The organism is Bordetella genomosp. 11, from assembly GCF_002261215.1.
In the GTDB taxonomy this organism is placed as follows: domain Bacteria; phylum Pseudomonadota; class Gammaproteobacteria; order Burkholderiales; family Burkholderiaceae_B; genus Bordetella_C.
In genome coordinates this window covers 1,994,721-2,008,639 of the sequence record NZ_NEVS01000004.1, presented here as the reverse complement: position 1 = coordinate 2,008,639, position 13,919 = coordinate 1,994,721, and the positions used below count along the sequence as shown (strand labels likewise).

The 13,919-nt window shown below is 67.3% G+C and carries 13 protein-coding genes; 8 read left to right on the top strand and 5 right to left on the bottom strand.

All coding sequences use genetic code 11. The features are described 5' to 3' along the window. Window positions 1-18 precede the first annotated feature (18 nt). From CAL28_RS16630 to CAL28_RS16615, 4 genes are all read left to right on the top strand, one after another. Entirely contained in the window at window positions 19-738 is a 720-nt protein-coding gene (locus CAL28_RS16630; RefSeq protein ID WP_094842405.1) for a cysteine hydrolase family protein, read from the top strand. Between the two features lie 83 nt (window positions 739-821). Next, window positions 822-2,093, top strand: a complete 1,272-nt coding sequence (locus CAL28_RS16625; protein ID WP_094842404.1) for an MFS transporter — start codon at window positions 822-824, stop codon at window positions 2,091-2,093. Between the two features lie 40 nt (window positions 2,094-2,133). Further along, on the top strand, window positions 2,134-3,108 hold the full coding sequence (locus CAL28_RS16620) for a cyclase family protein (RefSeq protein WP_094842403.1): 975 nt from the start codon (window positions 2,134-2,136) through the stop codon (window positions 3,106-3,108). Between the two features lie 21 nt (window positions 3,109-3,129). Continuing rightward, window positions 3,130-3,999, top strand: a complete 870-nt coding sequence (locus tag CAL28_RS16615) for an amidohydrolase family protein (RefSeq protein WP_094842402.1) — start codon at window positions 3,130-3,132, stop codon at window positions 3,997-3,999. Here the strand turns inward: CAL28_RS16615 and CAL28_RS16610 are convergent. Genes CAL28_RS16610 through CAL28_RS16600 form a run of 3 tightly spaced genes read right to left on the bottom strand, consistent with a single transcriptional unit; the run spans window position 3,972 to window position 7,264 of the window. Continuing rightward, window positions 3,972-4,658, bottom strand: a complete 687-nt coding sequence (locus tag CAL28_RS16610; protein WP_094842401.1) for a GntR family transcriptional regulator — start codon at window positions 4,656-4,658, stop codon at window positions 3,972-3,974. The two genes, CAL28_RS16615 and CAL28_RS16610, sit on opposite strands and share 28 nt — an antisense overlap. Continuing rightward, window positions 4,655-6,280, bottom strand: coding sequence for an amidase (locus CAL28_RS16605; RefSeq protein WP_094842400.1), 1,626 nt, complete (start codon window positions 6,278-6,280; stop codon window positions 4,655-4,657). Before CAL28_RS16605 ends, CAL28_RS16610 begins: the two co-directional genes overlap by 4 nt. A gap of 12 nt (window positions 6,281-6,292) precedes the next feature. Next, window positions 6,293-7,264: a Bug family tripartite tricarboxylate transporter substrate binding protein gene (locus CAL28_RS16600; protein WP_094842399.1), complete on the bottom strand. Its 972-nt coding sequence runs from the start codon at window positions 7,262-7,264 to the stop codon at window positions 6,293-6,295. Between the two features lie 138 nt (window positions 7,265-7,402). Here CAL28_RS16600 and CAL28_RS16595 point away from each other — a divergent pair, with 138 nt between their 5' ends. Continuing rightward, entirely contained in the window at window positions 7,403-8,269 is an 867-nt protein-coding gene (locus CAL28_RS16595; protein WP_094842398.1) for an HpcH/HpaI aldolase/citrate lyase family protein, read from the top strand. A 121-nt stretch (window positions 8,270-8,390) separates the two neighbouring features. On the opposite strand, the gene CAL28_RS16590 is transcribed toward CAL28_RS16595, so the two are convergent. Continuing rightward, window positions 8,391-8,876, bottom strand: a complete 486-nt coding sequence (locus CAL28_RS16590; RefSeq protein ID WP_094844674.1) for a glutathione peroxidase — start codon at window positions 8,874-8,876, stop codon at window positions 8,391-8,393. Window positions 8,877-9,087: 211 nt separating this feature from the next. Between CAL28_RS16590 and CAL28_RS16585 the strand changes: the two genes are divergently transcribed. The 3 genes from CAL28_RS16585 to arsC all read left to right on the top strand — a co-directional run bounded on the left by CAL28_RS16585 (window position 9,088) and on the right by arsC (window position 11,764). Next, on the top strand, window positions 9,088-9,393 hold the full coding sequence (locus CAL28_RS16585) for a tetratricopeptide repeat protein (protein ID WP_254926151.1): 306 nt from the start codon (window positions 9,088-9,090) through the stop codon (window positions 9,391-9,393). A 427-nt stretch (window positions 9,394-9,820) separates the two neighbouring features. Then, the gene (locus CAL28_RS16580) at window positions 9,821-11,266 is read left to right on the top strand and encodes a CoA transferase (protein ID WP_094842396.1); all 1,446 of its coding nucleotides are present in this window, start codon (window positions 9,821-9,823) and stop codon (window positions 11,264-11,266) included. Between the two features lie 144 nt (window positions 11,267-11,410). Further along, window positions 11,411-11,764 carry an arsenate reductase (glutaredoxin) gene (gene arsC, locus CAL28_RS16575; RefSeq protein WP_094842395.1) on the top strand — a complete coding sequence of 118 codons (354 nt, stop codon included), beginning with the start codon at window positions 11,411-11,413 and terminating at the stop codon, window positions 11,762-11,764. 105 nt (window positions 11,765-11,869) lie between these two features. Here the strand turns inward: arsC and CAL28_RS29800 are convergent, their stop codons facing one another. Further along, window positions 11,870-13,900: a YXWGXW repeat-containing protein gene (locus CAL28_RS29800; RefSeq protein ID WP_254926150.1), complete on the bottom strand. Its 2,031-nt coding sequence runs from the start codon at window positions 13,898-13,900 to the stop codon at window positions 11,870-11,872. Window positions 13,901-13,919 lie beyond the last annotated feature (19 nt).

The window sequence follows — 13,919 nt, the reverse complement described above, 5'->3', positions numbered from 1 at the left end:
CAAGCAAAGGCGGGCAGTATGACGGCTCTCTGGGAATCCTATCTGTCGGAGCAGGACGCGGCGGTCCTGCGGCGCGGCGGCTTCGGCAAGCGCATGGGCTTCGGCCAGTGCCCGGCGCTGGTCGTTATCGACGCGCAGAAGTACATGGTGGGCGCGCTGGGGGAGGACGCCGATTGGCCCTCCAGCTGCGGCGATGTGGGCCGCGCGTCGGTCGCCGCCATCGCGCAGGTCGTCAGCGCGGCGCAGCAGGCCCAGGTGCCGTGCTTCTTCACGCGCTTCGAGGTGGAGCGCGACGGCAGCGATATCGGCGGCTACCGCCGCAAGCGTGGGCTGCTGGACAGCGAGCGCTGGTGCCTGGCCGGCACGCTGGGCGCCGAACTGGTGGACGCCCTGCATCCCGCGGCGGGCGACGTCGTATTCGTGAAGAAGAAGCCCAGCGGCTTTCACGGCACGCCTTTGCTGGGCTATCTGATCGACCGCGGCGTGGATACCGTCATCGTCATGGGCGGCGCGACCAGCAATTGCATCCGCGCCACGGTCTTCGATTCCGCTTCGTACAACTTCCGCACCATCGTGCCGCAGGAGTGCGTGTTCGATCGGATTCCGATTTCGCATGCCATCAGCCTGTTCGACATGAACCGGCAGTTCGCGGACGTCGTGCCGATGGCGCAGGTGCTGGAGTACCTGCGCTTGCCGCGCGAGCGCCGCATGGACTTCGGCGCGGAAGACAACCGCTGACCGGATTTCCGCGCCCGTCGACGAGCCGCCGGGCGGCCGGGCGATGGCCGCGTGGGTAAAACGAAGTAAAGGAGAGCGCGCTCATGTCGGATCACTCATCACCGCCCGCCGGCTCCGCCGCGGCCGCGGGGCCCTGGTATCGGGACGTTTCGCGCGACGCATGGCGCGTGCTCACGCTCTCGGGACTGGGCTGGTTGTTCGAGGTCTACGAGATCTTCATCCTGTCGTTGACCGTCCCGGCTTTCATCGCTTATTTCGACCTGACCAAGGCGCAGGCGGGCCTGATCGGCAGCCTCTCCGCGCTGGGACAGATCGTGGGCGGCATCGCCTTCGGCTGGGTCGCGGACCGCTACGGCCGCGTCAGGACCTTGATCCTGACCATCCTGGTCTATTCGGTGTTTTCGGGCGCCACGGCGCTGGCGACGGGTGCCGTCATGGTGGCGGCCACGCGCGTGCTGGCGGGGCTGGGCATGGGCGGGGCATGGACGGCGGGGGCGGCGCTGGTGGCCGAAACCTGGAAACCGGAACATCGCGGCAAGGGCGGGGCGCTGATGCAGCTCGGCCTGCCCCTGGGGTCGCTGCTGGCCATCGGCGTCGTCGCCTTGGTGGGCAATGCCACCGGCGGGCTGGACGGCGGCGGCTGGCGCTGGGTGTATGCCATCGGTTTGCTGCCCATTGTGATCCTGTACCCGGTGGCGCGCCGCACGCCGGAATCGCCGGTCTGGCTGGCGCGCGTCAAGACCGGCGCGCCGCGCGGCAGTCTTGCCGATCTGCGCCACCCGGATAATGCCAAGGGGCTGGCCAAGGCCTTCGGCTTCATCTTCTTCGTGCAGTACGTGTATTGGGCCGTGTTCACCTGGACGCCGACCTTCCTGGTGACGGTCAAGCATTTCGACTTCGTGCACAGCCTGGGCTTTACGCTGGCCCAGCAGTTGGGATCGCTGGTCGGGTTCCTGATCTTCGCATCGCTGGTGGACCGCATCGGCCGCAAGAAGACGTTCTCCATCTATCTGCTGATCGGCGCCATCGCCGTCATCGGTTTTGTCACGGTGCAACAGCAGCCCGTGCTGCTCGTCGCCAGTTTCTTTACCGGCATGGGCATCACCGGCCTGTTCGCCGGCATGGGGCCGTTCGCGGCCGAGCTGGTGCCCAAGACCGCGGCGCGCGGCTTCGCCATGGGCCTGGCCTATAACGGTGGACGCATCGGCGGCATGATCGCGCCTTTTCTGATCGGCGCGCTGGCCACATCCGCCGCCGGTTTCAAGACCGGCATGCTGACCACCGTGGTGGCGTTCTTCCTTGCCTGGACGGTGGTGCTTATTTCGCCCGAAACCAAAGGGCAGCGCATCAGCTGAGGCTGTCGCGACGCTCGATCCCGTGCGCACAGGTTCCCGCATGACCGATACTCCGTTTCCCGCCTATGCCGACCTGCCGCGGCCCGATGCGTCGGGCCTCCCCTTGTGCTGGGGCGTCTGGGGCATGGGCGACCAGCTCGGTACGCTGAACAACATCGCGCCCGACACCGTGGCCGCCGCGGCCGGGCTGATTCGGACGGGATTGCGCTTCAACCTGAACCTGCCCATGCATATGCCGCTGGGCATGATCGGACAGGCCAGCCACAAGCTGCGCCGCGCGCCCCGGCAGACCTTGTTCAAGCTGGATTACGCCGGGCTGGTCGTGCGCGACGACAAGGTCGACGATTTCTACCTTCAGTCCTCCACGCAGTGGGACGGCCTGACGCATATCGCCGATCCCCTGCGCGGCTTTTACAACGGGGCGCAGGACGGCGATGTGACCCAGCGCGAAGGCACGCGAAATGGCATCGAGCACCTGGCGCGCTTCGGTATCGCCACGCGCGCGGTATTGGTGGACCTGCCACGCCATTTCGCCAGGATGGGGCGGCCGTGGGAAGCGTGCGGCAGCCTGGCGGCCAGCGCGGACGACCTTCATGCCTGCCTGCGGGAACAGGGGACGCCGTTGCGGCGCGGCGACTTGCTGCTGGTCCGCACCGGCTGGGTACAGGCCTTTCGCGAGGCGAAAGACGATAACCGACGCGCGGCGTTGTTTGCCGGCCGCGATTACTCCGGCCTTTCCGGCGATGTCGACATGTGGGCCTTCCTGTGGGATCACCGCGTGGCCGGCGTCGCATCCGATGGCGTTACGGTCGAACGCTGGCCGCTGGCGGCCGGCCGCCCCAGCCTGCACCTCGCGATCGCCCGGCTGGGCCTGTTGCTGGGAGAAATGTTCGATCTCGATGCCTTGGCGGAGGACGCGCACCGCCATGGCCGGCACGAGTACTTCTTCGTTTCATCGCCGCTGAACCTGCGCGGCGGCGTCGGCTCGCCAGCCAACGCCATGGCGCTCCGCTGACATTTCCGCGAGAAAGACACCATGCATCCGCTCTTCGATATCCCACCCGACGCCTGCGACAGCCACCTGCATATCTTCGACCCGCGCTTTGCCGAGCAGCCCGGCAACGGCGCGCCATTCGAGGGCGGCACGGTCAGCGAATACCGCGCCGTTGCCCATCGCATGGGAACCCGGCGCGCGGTCATCGTCCAGGCCAAGCGCTACGGTACCGACAATGCCTGCCTGCTCGATGCGGTGGCGCAATTCGCCGGCCAGGCGCGCGGCATCGCCGTGGTGCCGCCGGATGTGGATGGCGCGACGCTGCGCGCTTTGGATGACGGTGGCGTGCGCGGCCTGCGCTTCAGCGTCTGGAATCCGGCCGACACCGTGATGACGGTCGATATGATCGAAACCCTGGCCCGTCGCATCGCCGACCTGGGCTGGCACGCGCAACTGCATATGTCCGGCGACCAGATCGCCGCGCACGCGGCCCTGCTGTCGAGGCTTCCCTGTCCCATCGTGTTCGACCATATGGCGCGCCTGCCGCCCGGCCTGGGCGTGCGCCATCCGGCGTGGGGCATCGTGCGCGGCCTGATCGACCGCGGCAATTGCTGGGTGAAATTGTCCGGTGCGTATCTGAACACGTTGCAGGGCGGACCGGACTATCCCGATGCGACGGCGGTGGCGCAAGCCTTCGTGCGCGCGGCGCCGCAACGGCTGGTCTGGGGCAGCGACTGGCCGCACGTGACCGAGCGCGCGCATACGCCTCCGGATACCGTGCAGCTGCTGGCCTTGCTGGCGCGGTGGGCGCCCGAGGAAACCGTGCGCCAGCGCATCCTCGTCGACAGCCCGCGCGAGCTCTACGGCTTCGACGGGGCCGCGCCTCAGGCCGCCGCTGCCTTGCGCTCCTGATAGCGCGCCGCGGCATACGCTTCGACTATGCTGGGCAGGTTCATCAGTACATGTTCGCGCTTGAGCGCGGCCGCTTCGTCGAAACGGCCCGCTTCCAGCGCCTGGATGATCTTCAGCATGTACTGCCGCGTGCGGCTTTCCTCGAGCCGCCTCGACAGCAGGTTGTAGCGCAGCGGTTCGGCCGTTTCGTTCAAGCGCGCCAGCGCGTTGCACAAGGGACGGTTGCCGGTATAGGCCGCGATGGCGTCATAGAACCGGCGTATCTCCGTCAGGTATGCGCGCGGGTCGCGCGCCTTGTAGGCGGCTTCGAGCTGCGCGCGGCATGCCTTCAGGCTTTGCAGCAGCGGCCCCAGGTCGCCCGCGTCGGCCAATTGCCGGATGGCATAGGCTTCCAGTTCGGCGCGCAGCAGGTACTGGTCGCGGATTTCCCTGTCGTCATAGAGTGTCACGCGAAACCCGCGCCGCTGCATGTGGGTCACCAATCCGGTCTGCTCCAGCAGGCGCAGCGCTTCGCGGATGGGGCCGCGGCTGGAGCCGAAGCGGCGTTCCAGGTCCTGCTCGCGCAGCGGCTGGCCGGGCTGGAAGGTGCCGTCGACGATCAGCGCGCGTATTTTTTCGCGCAGGAAATAGGGAATGGTTTCCGGTGTCCGCTCCGTCATGCTTGACCTCCCTGCAACGCATGGGCCACGGCCAGCAGCCGGGCCTCCGACAAGGGTCTGCCGATCAGTTGGGCGCCGATGGGCATGCCGTTTTCGTCCCTGCCGATCGGCACGCTCAACACCGGCAATCCCAGATAGTTGAAAGCCCGCGTCAGGCGGGTAATGGCCGCCACCACGCCGAACACGCGTCCCTTGCCCTCCATATCCGCCTCGGCGCGCGTCGGTACCTGGATGGGTACGGTCGGGCACACCACGACATCGGACTGCGCCATCGGTCCGGCCAGCCAGGCTTGCAGCAGGCCGGCGCGGGCGAGCAGCGCTTCCGCGTAGCGCACCGCCGGAATGTGCAGGCCCGGTTCGGTGCGCGAATAAACGGCCTGGGAATAGCGCTCGGGGGTGCGGCGCATCCATTCGCCGTGCGTGGCCGCGCCTTCAACCTTGGCGATGACGTCGCCCATCGCGTAGCAGGCCGGCAGATCGTCGAAGCGGACATGGGCGATGGGGCCGAAGACCTCCGTGGCGCGCGCCGCGTAGGCATGCAGGGCGGCCGCAATGGCGTCGTCGTAAGGGTCCAGTCCTTCCAGCAGCGCCACACGCGTGTCGGGGGCGCCGCCGGCCACGGACGCGGCATAGCCAGGCACTTCGGCGTGCAGGCTGGAGGGATCGCCTTCGTCATGCCCGGCCACCGCCTGCAGTATCAGGGCGCAATCCAATGGGGTGCGCGCCAGCGGCCCGATGCAGTCCAGCGACCACGCGCGCGGAAAGCAGCCGCGCCGCGACACCAGCCCATACGTCGTCTTGAGGCCGTATACGCCGTTCATCGACGCGGGCAGGCGGATCGATCCGCCGGTGTCCGATCCCAGCGATCCGAATACCGCGCCGGCAGCCACGGCCACGGCCGAACCGCTGGAGGAGCCACCGGCCACCCGAGAGGGATCGTGCGCGTTGCAGCAATCTCCCCAATGGGGATTCTGCCCTGTCGGGCCGGAGACCATCTCGCTCAGATTGAGGGGGCCCAGGTCTATTGCCCCCGCGTCCCGCAGGCGTTGCAGTACGGCCGCATCGGCATCGCCCGGCCTGTCCGGGAAGACCTTGGAGCCTACCGTCATGGGCAGGCCGGTGCGTGTGAAGCAGTCCTTGTGCGCGAGGGGGATGCCGTGCAGCGGGCCGCGCCAGCGGCCTTGCGCCAGTTCGCGGTCGTACTCGCGCGCCTGCTCCAGCGCACGTTCGCCCCAGATGGCGATGAAGGGATTCAGCGCCGGCTGTACTTCGGCGGCACGCGCCAATGCCTGCCTTGTCAGCGCTTCCGCGCTGGTCGCGCCTGCCCGCACCATGGCCGACGCCTGCGCGAGCGAACCTTCAGGCAGGGTCGGTGCCGGGCCACCCGCGGGCAGCGCATCCCGCGCGCACGCCATCAGCGTCGGATGGTCCTGGGGATGGCTGCCCGGGATGATGCGTCCCTGCACGCCGGCCCGCACGGCATCGTTCAATCGCAGCACCTCGGCGGCGATCTGGCCGGCGTCCGTGCGCGACACCATGCCGTGCAGGCGCGGTGTCATGGCTTGCACGGCGGATCGCAGTTCGGGCAGGCCGTCGCCGGCAGGTTCGTCTTGTGGCTTCATCGGGATAGGGATTCAGTTCGGGCGTATGCCGGCGCGCCGGGCGGTATCGGTCCAGCGCGCCAGGTCGCGCGCCAGCGTTTCCTGCAACGCCTCGGGCGAGGACGGCGTGGATTGCGCGCCGGAAGTCTTGAGGAATGCCGCGAAGGCGGGCTCCGCGGCGACCTGCGCGATGGCGCCGTTCATTCGCGTGAGTATAGTGGGGGGCAGGTCGCGTGGCGCGAATACGCCCCACCAGACGTCGACCACATAATCCAGGCCGGCCTCCCTGGCCGTCGGTATATCGGGGAATTCCGGATCGCGCTGCGCGGTGGTGAAGGCGAGTTTCGGCAGTTTTTCCGAGGCGGTGCCGCGGATCGCGGCGATGGTGGTAATGATCAGGTCCAGGCGGCCGGCCAGCAGGTCCAGCTGCGCGGGCGCGATGCCGTTGTATCCCACGGCCTGCATTTTGATGCCCGCGATATTGCTTAGCAGCTCGGTGGCCAGTTGCGTGCTGTCGCCCAGGCCGGCGCTGCCATAGTTGATCTGGCCGGGATTGGCCTTCGCATACGCGATCAGCTGGGGCAGGGTGGTGGCCGGAAAGCCCGTGCGCGTCAGTATCACGAACGGCGCGGTGGCCACGCGCGAGACCGCCGTGAAGGCGGTCAGCGGATCGTAGGGCGTGTTCTGCACCGCCGCGGTAGTGGCCAGCGAACCGGACACGAACAGGAAGGTGTAGCCATCGGGGGCCGCCGTCGCCACGGCGTTCGACCCGATCACGCCGCCCGCGCCGCCGCGGTTTTCCACCACCACGGACTGGCCGAGCAGCGCCGTGAGCCGTTCGGACAGTTTGCGGGCAATGACGTCGTTGCTGCCGCCCGGCGCGAACGGCACGATCATGCGTATCGGGCGCGACGGCCATGCGTCCGCCGCGTGCGCCGGTGCGGCGCACAGCGCCACCCATAGCGCCATGAACGTGAACAGGGATTTCAGCGTGCGGTGGATCATATCTGGCGCTCCCAAATGAGACGACGTGCGTTCGCTGGCGCTTGCGGGCAAAGGCAGTCTATGCTGGAGATTGTGAATTGTCTACAATTCGCAAAGTTGGTATTTACCCAGGGTTCCCCCAGGCAAGGAGACGGTTTCATGCGCAGCAAACTTTTCGTCCCGGCATCGCGTCCGGAGCTTTATGCCAAGGCGCTGGCCAGCGCCGCCGATGCAATCTCGCTGGATCTGGAGGACGCGGTGGAAGAGGGCCGCAAGGCCGAGGCGCGCGCGACCCTGTCCGCCTGGCTGCAATCCGCGCCCCCGGCGCTGGAGGGCAAGGTCGCTGTCGTGCGCTGCAATGGCATCGACACGCCGCATTTCCGCGCCGATGTGGAGGCCGTCGCCTGGCCGGCGCTGCGCGTCCTGAATCTGCCGATGGTGGAGGATCCCGATACGGTGGTGGCGGCCGCCGAGCTGCTGCAGCGCCTGGAGGCCGAACGCGGCATCCAGCGGCCGATCGGCATTCTGGCGAATATCGAATCCCCGCGCGGCCTGCGCCGCGCCGCGGAGATCGCATGCGCGCATGCCCGCGTGTCCGGCTTGCAGATCGGCTTTGGAGATCTGCTCGCGCCCCTGGGAATACGCCAGGGCCATCCCGCCATGGTGCAGCATGTGCGCATGCAGGTGCGCCTGGCGGCCGCGGAGGCGGGTGTCGATGCCTATGACGGCGCTTTCGTGAATATCGCGGATCCGGACGGCTATCGCGCCGACGCGGCGGCGGCGCGTGACCTGGGCTTCGCCGGCAAGAGCTGCATCCATCCGACCCAGGTGCCGCTGGCCAATGAAGTCTTCATGCCCAACGAACAGGACGTGGCGCACGCGCTGCGCGTCGTGCAGGCAGCACGCGAGCAGCTGGCCAAAGGGACGGGCGCGTTCGTGGTGGACGGCAAGCTGGTGGACGGGCCTTTCATTGCCGGCGCGGAGCGCCTGGTGGAAACGGCCCGCCGGGCCGGCATGATTTCATGAGCGGCGGCGGGCGACGCGAAACCCCGCGGACGGCAGCGGCCCGGACCATGCCGGGCAGTTCCGGACCGCGTTCCGCGGGACCGCGTCGACGTTCCGCTTGCCGGCGGGGCCCGGGCAGGCCCTAGCCGGCGCAGGCCGCCACGACCGCCGGGGCGATTGCCCCGGGCTTGTCGGCGGGGCCGTACCGCCTGATCGGTTGTCCATCGCGCCCCACCAGGAACTTGGTGAAATTCCATTTGATGGATTGCGTACCCAGCAGCCCCGGCCGTTCCCGTTTCAGCCATCGATACAAGGGATGGGCGTTATCGCCGTTGACCTCGATCTTGGCAAACATGGGAAACGTCACGTCATAGTGCAGCGCGCAGAAGCGCTTGATTTCCGCTTCGTCACCGGGCTCCTGGTGGCGGAACTGATCGCAGGGAAAGCCCAATATCGTAAAGCCCGCGTCGCAATGCGCGCGGTACAGGGCTTCGAGCCCGGCGTACTGTGGCGTGAAGCCGCAGCGCGAAGCCACGTTGACGATCAGCACCACGCTGCCCGCGAACTCGCTTAACGGGCGCTGCTTGCCGTCGATGTCGACGGCCGAAAAATCGGCTAGGGAAGTCATGGCGCGCGTGCCTTCTATCGTCATGCGGGTAAGGCCTGCATTGTAGACGGCGCCGTTGCCGCAGCCCGGAACATCCTCGACGTTCCTCTCCGCGGTGCATCGCCAACGTCGCTCCGCGCGGCACGGCGTCGAAGCCGGACTGTGCGGGCGCGGGTCGGAAAGAGGTATCGTTCCATCAAAGCAAGAGGAGGATGCGATGACGGCGGGATCGATGACCGAACGCCTCGAGGCCATGCTGGCCTCGGGCCGCGACGACAAACTATTGCGATATACGCTGGGCAAGGCCTACGCGGAGGCCGGCAATTTCGACAAGGCGTGCGAGCACCTGGAGACCTCTGTGGCCTACGACCCCGACTATTCGGTTGCATGGAAATGGCTGGGCAAGGCACGCCTGGGCAGGCAGGACAGCGATGGCGCGCGAGAGGCATGGCAACGCGCGACGGCCGTCGCGCAAGCGCACGGCGACGCGCAGGTCGTCAAGGAAGTCGCGGTGTTCCTGCGGCGGCTGGAGCGCTGATCCGCCGCCATCCGCCCGTCGCATCATCACGTTTGCGAGGCCCGGGCCGTGGCGCCCGGGAATGCCTGGAAGACAGCCTGCCGATCCTGGCCGGCGCCGCGCGGCCCTGTCCCGTCACGCGCGTCAGGCCTATTGCGTTTTTTTTCACTCTATTTCCCTGAGGTGCCGAAGGCCTTGCAATGCCTCACGCATACGCGCTCGAAGTGTTGGAAGCGCGTCACAGGCGTCGTGCTGGCGGCGTAGGTTTGAGATGCAAAACGAAAATAGATGTGACCGCTCAATGGCTGCGAACAATCGCCATCCCTCGCTGGCGGCGGCCACCTTGCCCCAGGGCGGTCAAACCGTGAAACACGCGCCTGCCCGTACTATGTTGACGCTCTCCTTGTCGAAGATTTGTAATGCGCTGGGATAAGTACGGCCAGCCGCAATGGGATATTTGATGGATCTACGTCCGCCCTTCTTCAGAGGGGCTTCCTCCAGCCGTAAGTCGGCGCATGGCGCGCTGAGCGCCTTATGGCAGGTGGTCGATATGCCGGAAGAGGCGCTTGGCTATATCGATCTGCCAGGCGCGGATCCCGTTCTTCCATCTTCCTTTTCCGTCGGTATGGCCGCGCAGTGCAGCATGGGCGCCGCGGCCCTCGCCGCGGGTGAAATCTGGCATATGCGCGGCGGCCGGCGCCAGCGCGTTTCCGTCGATATGCGGCATGCGGCGCAGGAAACGCGCGGGTATTTCACCGTCGACGGCGTGCAGCCGAACAGCTGGGACAAGATCACCGGGGTCTACCGCTGCGGCGACGGCAACTGGGTTCGCATACACGCGAATTTCGCGCACCATCGCGACGGCGCGCTTGCGTTGCTCGGTTGCCCGACCGGCGCAACCGTCGAACGGCGCGCGGTCGAGCGTGCGCTGTCGCGATGGAAAGCGCTGGAATTCGAACAGGCCGCCGCCGATGCGGGCCTGGTCGTCGCGGCCTTGCGTACCTTCGACGAATGGGACCGCCATCCGCAGGGCATCGCCGTGTCGCAGCTGCCGCTGGTCTGCCTGGAGCGCATTGGCGATGCGCCGGCGCGTCCCTTGCCGCGCTATGGCCAGGACCGTCCGCTGCAGGACATACGCGTGCTGGATTTGACCCGCATCATCGCGGGACCCGTGTGCGGGCGCACGCTCGCCGCCTACGGCGCGGACGTGATGCTCCTGAATTCTCCCAACCTGCCGAATATCAACGCCATCGCGGAAACCAGCCGTGGCAAGCTTTCGGTGCTGGCGGATCTGGATACGGCAAGCGGCCGCATCACCTTGGGCAATCTGCTGCGCAGCGCCCATGTGTTCGTGCAGGGCTATCGTCCGGGCGCGCTGGAGGCGCAGGGCTTCGGTCCGGAAGACGTCGCGCGTTTGCGCCCCGGCATCGTCTATGTCTCTTTGTCCGCCTATGGCCATGTCGGGCCCTGGGCGCGGCGTCGCGGTTTCGATTCGCTGGTGCAGACCGCCAGCGGCTTCAACCACGCGGAAGCGCAGGCCGCGGGCCAGGAAGCGCCGCGGCCGTTGCCGGTTCAGATATTGGACTACGCCAGCGGCTACTTGATGGCCTTCGGCGCGCAAGCGGCCCTGGCGCGGCAAGCGACCGAAGGCGGTAGTTGGCATGTCCGCGTATCGCTGGCGCAGACGGCGCGCTGGCTCAGGAGCCTGCCGCGCGTGCCGAACGGACTGACCTGCCCGATGCCGGCGCTGGACGGCTACCTGGAGGAAAGCGCATCGGGCTTCGGCAAGCTTGCCGCCGTCCGCCATGCCGCGCGGTTTTCGGCGACACCTTCCAGTTGGCTTAGGCCATCGGTACCACCCGGTACCAACCCTACTGTCTGGCCATTCAACTAGGCGCTATCCAGGGCCCATGCCGCGTCGGGCGCGAGCCGGGGCGAGGCTGCTTCCCGTGCCGGCTGCCCCCTGGCAGCGGCCGCAAGCGCGGAGTAGACTTTGCGCCCCGCGCCACGGCGCGCATTCGTATGTACAGGTCCCGCCATGCCTACCACCATCTATCACAATCCGCGCTGCGGCACGTCCCGAACCGTGCTGGAAGCGCTGCATGAAGCCGGCGTCACGCCTACCGTCATCGAATACCTGAAAACACCCCCATCGCGCGATACCTTGAAGGGCTTGATCGCGCAGGCGGGCTTGAGCGTGCGGGATGCCGTTCGCGCCAAAGAACCGATCTACCAGGAACTGGGGCTGGATGCGGCCGATGTCGACGACGAGCGCCTGCTGGACGCCATGGTCGAGCATCCCATCCTGATCAACCGGCCTTTCGTCGTTACGTCCAAAGGGGCGCGCCTGTGCCGCCCCGCCGAACTGGTCCACGAGATTCTGCCCGAATAGCGGGCATCGCGCCGCGTCGTGTTCCCATCCGATGTGCCGGATGAGGGCATGTAAGGTATTCCCTTGCCTGCAAGGTCGAAATCAGACCGTGCGGGGTACGACGCTTCAGCGCTGCGACGGGCGTGCCTGTCGAGGGTAACTCCGATCCGGCGCCTGCCGCGCCGGATTGCCGCGTATCTCGCGACGCTGCGCGTTGTCGTGCCGTGCGATATCGCGCTGCACCTGCTGGCGCTGCGTTTGCCACTGCTGTTGCGACTGGTGCTGTTCGCGTTGACGCAAGCGCTCCTGCTGCTGGAGTTCGCGATGCTGCAGTGTCAGCTGTTGGGATACCGCCTGTTGGCGTCGATAGTATTCCTGGCGCACCATCTGTTGCCGCGCGTCGCCTTCGCGCTGATTGGTGCGCTGCAGTTGCTGGCGATACTGCTGCTGTTGTTGCTGCTGCTGCAGCTGTTGCTGGCGGAACTGCTGCTGTTGCCGTTCCTGTTGCAATTGCTGCTGACGGAACTGCTGTTGCTGGAATTGCTGCCGTTGCTGCAATTGGTCCTGCTGTTGCTGTCGATACTGGTCGCGTTGCAGTTGTTGGCGCTGGTCGAATTGCTGCTGCTGCCGCTGCTGGAACTGCTGTTGCTGCAATTGCTGCCGTTGTTGCGACTGCTGCTGTTCCAGCTGCTGTTGTTGGCGCTGTTGTTGCTGCCGCAGTTGCTGCTGGTATTGCGGGTCGGGAAGCGGTTGTCCGGACCGAGGGGCCAGCGGCGGTTGTTGAAGCTGGCGCTGTTGCAGTTGCTGTTGTTCGCCACGCTGCTGCAACTGCTGCTGTTGGAGCTGCTGCTGCAGCCGAAGCTGTTGTTGCTGCGACTGCTGTTGTTGCTGCAGTTGCCGCGGGAATGCCGGCCCGCTTTGCGCCATGTGCTCGGGCTGGGATGCGCCGGGCTGGGGCGGTCGCTGTCCGCCGTCGACGCCAGGCCGCTGGTCGACGCGCTGCCGCAATTGCCGGCGCTGTTCGCCCGCTTGCTGCGTCTGGCTTTGCAGGCGCTGGTCCAGTTGCCGTTGCTGCGTTTCCATTTGACGGGCCTGGTCTTTCCTGCCCGGCCACCCGTCGACCGGCCGACGGCCGCTTGCAGCTTGATCCCGGTTCGCCCTGGCATGGTCCCAATGGTTTTCCGCGCTGCCGGCGGGATGGGCCAGCGCCGCCCTGGGCGGCCGGCCCTGGTTCATGGACGCGTACTGTTGCCTGTCCCGCCCCGCATTGCGCGCCAGGTCGGTCTGCAGGCGCAGCGGCGGCGAATGCCGTTCGTGTAGCGCGGCCTGTTCGCGCGCATCGGGTCCGCGCCGCAGTCCGCCCGGCCCGCCGTAGTAGCTCACGCGCGGCCCCCCCGGCTTGTCTACTGCCACGGGGTGGCTGTAGACGTAGCGCGAGCGGCCGGAGATGACGCGCGTGACGTCGCGGTTGTAATAGAAATGCCGGTCGCGCCAATAGCCGCCGACGTAACCCCGGCCGACATAGCCGAAGCCGTAGTTGATGCCGCCGTAGTAGCCGACGTGCGGCCCCCAGTAGCCGCTTCGCCAGCGGTAGACGGGCGCGACGTATACCCAGTAGCCCGGCGTCCACAGGGCGCCGACGTAGGGAGCGAGCATCCATGCGCCGGGAATCCAATAGAAGCCGTATGCGTTGCGCGCCCAGTAGCCGGGCACCCAGATGTAGCCGTCGCCGGGAGCCGGCGGCTGGTCATATTCCGGTAGCGGCGGCGGCGCCTGGGACGACGTATCCAGCGTTGCCAGATTGGCATCGGCCGGGTCCGCGCCGGCGTCATCGGCGGGCTCGGCCTGGGCCTGCGAAGGATCGGGGGCGGCCGCCATGTCCTGCGTGGGGACGTCCTGGCCGGGAAAGTTCTGCGGATAGGCCACGCCGGCCTGGCCGGCCGGATACGCGCCGCTATCCGGATATGCCGGTGCCTGTTGCTGGTACACGGGCGCCTGCGGCGCCTGCGGCGGAGCCGGAATCGTCGAGCCGGTCGACGGCACCGACGGCGGATAGCTGGTTTGCGCGCGCAACGGCGTCATGCCTGACATGCCGGCCGCAACCAGCAACGCTCCGATTGTCAGACGGCCGATGCGCGAAGGGTAGATCGCGTCCATAAGGCCTCCACATCGCTCA

Excerpts from the sequence above, each read along its gene's own strand:
- CAL28_RS16630 (WP_094842405.1), top strand. The coding sequence starts at position 19 with ATGACGGCTCTCTGGGAATCCTATCTGTCGGAGCAGGACGCGGCGGTC.
- CAL28_RS16625 (WP_094842404.1), top strand. The coding sequence starts at position 822 with ATGTCGGATCACTCATCACCGCCCGCCGGCTCCGCCGCGGCCGCGGGG.
- CAL28_RS16620 (WP_094842403.1), top strand. The coding sequence starts at position 2,134 with ATGACCGATACTCCGTTTCCCGCCTATGCCGACCTGCCGCGGCCCGAT.
- CAL28_RS16615 (WP_094842402.1), top strand. The coding sequence starts at position 3,130 with ATGCATCCGCTCTTCGATATCCCACCCGACGCCTGCGACAGCCACCTG.
- CAL28_RS16610 (WP_094842401.1), bottom strand. The coding sequence starts at position 4,658 with ATGACGGAGCGGACACCGGAAACCATTCCCTATTTCCTGCGCGAAAAA.
- CAL28_RS16605 (WP_094842400.1), bottom strand. The coding sequence starts at position 6,280 with ATGAAGCCACAAGACGAACCTGCCGGCGACGGCCTGCCCGAACTGCGA.
- CAL28_RS16600 (WP_094842399.1), bottom strand. The coding sequence starts at position 7,264 with ATGATCCACCGCACGCTGAAATCCCTGTTCACGTTCATGGCGCTATGG.
- CAL28_RS16595 (WP_094842398.1), top strand. The coding sequence starts at position 7,403 with ATGCGCAGCAAACTTTTCGTCCCGGCATCGCGTCCGGAGCTTTATGCC.
- CAL28_RS16590 (WP_094844674.1), bottom strand. The coding sequence starts at position 8,876 with ATGACTTCCCTAGCCGATTTTTCGGCCGTCGACATCGACGGCAAGCAG.
- CAL28_RS16585 (WP_254926151.1), top strand. The coding sequence starts at position 9,088 with ATGACCGAACGCCTCGAGGCCATGCTGGCCTCGGGCCGCGACGACAAA.
- CAL28_RS16580 (WP_094842396.1), top strand. The coding sequence starts at position 9,821 with ATGGGATATTTGATGGATCTACGTCCGCCCTTCTTCAGAGGGGCTTCC.
- arsC (WP_094842395.1), top strand. The coding sequence starts at position 11,411 with ATGCCTACCACCATCTATCACAATCCGCGCTGCGGCACGTCCCGAACC.
- CAL28_RS29800 (WP_254926150.1), bottom strand. The coding sequence starts at position 13,900 with ATGGACGCGATCTACCCTTCGCGCATCGGCCGTCTGACAATCGGAGCG.